Origin of the sequence: Chitinophaga sp. (genome assembly GCF_036569125.1) — a bacterium.
In the GTDB taxonomy this organism is placed as follows: Bacteria; Bacteroidota; Bacteroidia; order Chitinophagales; family Chitinophagaceae; genus Chitinophaga.
Map to the genome: position 1 here is coordinate 1 of NZ_DATCRF010000100.1, position 2668 is coordinate 2668.

Consider the following 2668-nt stretch of genomic DNA (forward strand, 5'->3'; position numbering starts at 1 on the left):
TCATGGCAAAACCTTTACTTAAACCATTAATGATAATGGTACGGTCTTTCAGGTCGCCGAACTGCGCTATGCTTTCATGTTTGCCTACATAGTTAATGTATTCATAGATCTCATCGGCAATAATGAACACCTCCGGGTGCCGGGCAAACACTTCGGCCAGGGCCGCCAGCTCTGCCTTGGAATACACCGCCCCGGTAGGGTTGCAGGGGCTGGAGAACATAAACAGCCTGGTGGCAGGCGTAATAGCGGCTTCCAGCTGCTCCGGCGTGATCTTATATTTATTCTCAATGCTGCAGGGCACAAATTTTACAACACCCTGGCAAAGCTTTACCAGCTCTGAATAAGTAACCCAGTAGGGAGTGGGAATGATCACTTCATCGCCCGGGTCTACAATGCTCAGCACTGCATTGGCAATACTTTGTTTGGCGCCGGTAGATACCACGATCTGCTCCGGCGTATATTCAAGTCCGTTATCCCTTTTTAATTTGTGTGCCACCGCCTGGCGCAGGTCAGCATAACCGGCCACAGGTGTGTAATGGGTAAAGCCCTCGTCAATAGCCTTTTTTGCTGCATCCCTGATGTGTACAGGGGTTTCAAAATCCGGCTCTCCTATGCTCAGGTCTACAATGTCAATGCCCTGTGCTTTCAGCTCACGGCTTAATTTAGCCATTTTAATGGTTTCCGGTTCGGATATCCGGGATAATCTTTCTGCGAGTTGTGTCATAGAATAAATGATATGGATTGACCTCGACAAACCTACAGTAAAAAAGTGAAAGCAACACAATATTAGTGGAAGGGTATAAATGAAAATGGGCCGAACATTTGTTCAGCCCATTATTGCCATCAATTATTTGTCTATACTGGTTGCATTACTGCATTAGCTATGCTGTATGATACCTACGCTCAGCTTGCGTGCATCGGTAGGCGCATTTTTTTCACCCTTCAGGTAAATAGTGTAGGGGTAACCTACGCTTAAGGGTACGTTATCTTTCTGTGCAATTACAGAATCTTTACCGGGAGCTTTTATTTTAATAGATACATTACCGCTGCCGGTAGCATCTGTAGTGGTAAAGGCGCTGTAAAAACCGCCCTGGCCTGCATAGTTCACATTGCTGGTCAGCTTAGTGTCGTTAATGAACAGGTCTACCGGGCCTATGCTGGGGCTCAGGTTATAAAAGCGGTAATTCACTTTAGAGGTGCTGGTGGCAGAGTAGTCGTCATGAACAGCGGTCAGCTTAGCGCCGGTAGTAGCATCTCCATGCAGCACCAGGGTATAGCTTTGCAGGGAATCATACAGGTTGGTATTTTCTCTTATAATGCTATCCACACCGCTTTTCTTGAAAGTAAATACGTGCGGGCCTCCTACTGTATTGTAAGGTGCAACAAAGTCAAAAGGCAATGCTGATGAATTTAGTTTGGTGCCATTGTCATATACATCCAGGGTTAAGCTGGTGCTGTAAGCGCCAATGAACATGAAGTAGGCTTGCGGCCGCTGCGGCTGCACAGGGTCTGATTTTAAACAGGCCGTAAATCCGGTTACGGTTACAACGAGGGCGGCTATTGCCCATAAACGATACTTTTTAGTCCTCATCACACTGATTGTTTTTATTGATTTTTAAGTGTTAGCAAATTTATAATAATGTGCTGATGTGCTAATATGCTGATGTGCTGGTATATTTTTCTATACTGGTGCATAAATCAGCACATCAGCATATTGGCACATCGGCACATAAATTAATATTTATAACGCGAAAGATCCGGCAGGTATTTTCTTTTCCGTTGTAGTTCATGCTTATAAAGTACCTGGCCTAAAGCCTCCATAAATGGTTTTCCTGTTTTGTTAAACTGATAGTTGCTGCCAATGATGCCGTCTTTGTTTACATATACCGTGGCTGCCACCATAAACTCTACCTGGTGGGAAAAGTCCGCAATATAGGCCACATCCGTTAAATATCCATAAGCCCATCCCGGTTTGTTGAATATGCGGATGTAGGGTGGTATTTGCAGCCGCCGGTCGCCGCCATACAGCAGGAACTTTACTTTGGCCGGGTAAAACTCCGTGGAATCATAAGCCGGGTAGGCTGTTTCCGTTGGGTACTGCGACATGCAGCGGTACAAAAACCGGTAATCATCTTCCGTTAAACGGAAACGGCGGCTTTTTGTTACAGATTCCGGAAAAATTAAGCTCCGTAGTATCATATGTACATCCGGCAGGGAAAGGCGGTTCCTTTTTGAAAAGTTCATGGGCCGGGGTACCAATGCTTTATTGCGGTCATAAAAAGCCCTGCCTGCGCTGTCATGCCGGGGGCTGAAAACCAGCTGGCTGTACTGGTCCGGCTGCCGGTACACCTCCTGCCCGTTGTTTATAAAGTACATAGCATTGGTATGCCGGTTACTGTCGGGCGGCAGAAATCCTACGCCGGTGCGGGTGCGCAGCTGCACATGGGGGTACCCCATCTGCCACAGGCGCTCATTCATGGCGTCCATGCCCACAAACTCATACAGGCGGTTAAAAGCGTCATTATCACTGACCAGGAATATCTTTTTAATGTAATGGGCAATGCTGGCCTGGCCGTTGGCCGAAGTATTGTCCTCAAATACCGCCGGGCTTACGCCGGGCAGGCTGTCGATATACATAGGCGTATTGCGGTCCAGGCCGGGAATATGC

The 2668-nt window shown here is 47.2% G+C and carries 3 protein-coding genes; all 3 read right to left on the reverse strand.

Annotated features, from left to right (window positions below; translation table 11 throughout):
- Positions 1-724 (reverse strand): aminotransferase class I/II-fold pyridoxal phosphate-dependent enzyme (locus VIM87_RS03505; protein ID WP_331995627.1); only part of this gene is annotated, 724 nt, incomplete at its 3' end.
- Between the two features lie 153 nt (positions 725-877).
- On the reverse strand, positions 878-1591 hold the full coding sequence (locus VIM87_RS03510) for a DUF4397 domain-containing protein (RefSeq protein ID WP_331995629.1): 714 nt from the start codon (positions 1589-1591) through the stop codon (positions 878-880).
- 143 nt (positions 1592-1734) lie between these two features.
- Positions 1735-2668, reverse strand: a 934-nt coding sequence (locus VIM87_RS03515; RefSeq protein WP_331995628.1) for a serine hydrolase, incomplete at its 5' end; no start/stop codon positions are given.

Excerpts from the sequence above, each read along its gene's own strand:
- VIM87_RS03510 (WP_331995629.1), bottom strand. The coding sequence starts at position 1,591 with ATGAGGACTAAAAAGTATCGTTTATGGGCAATAGCCGCCCTCGTTGTA.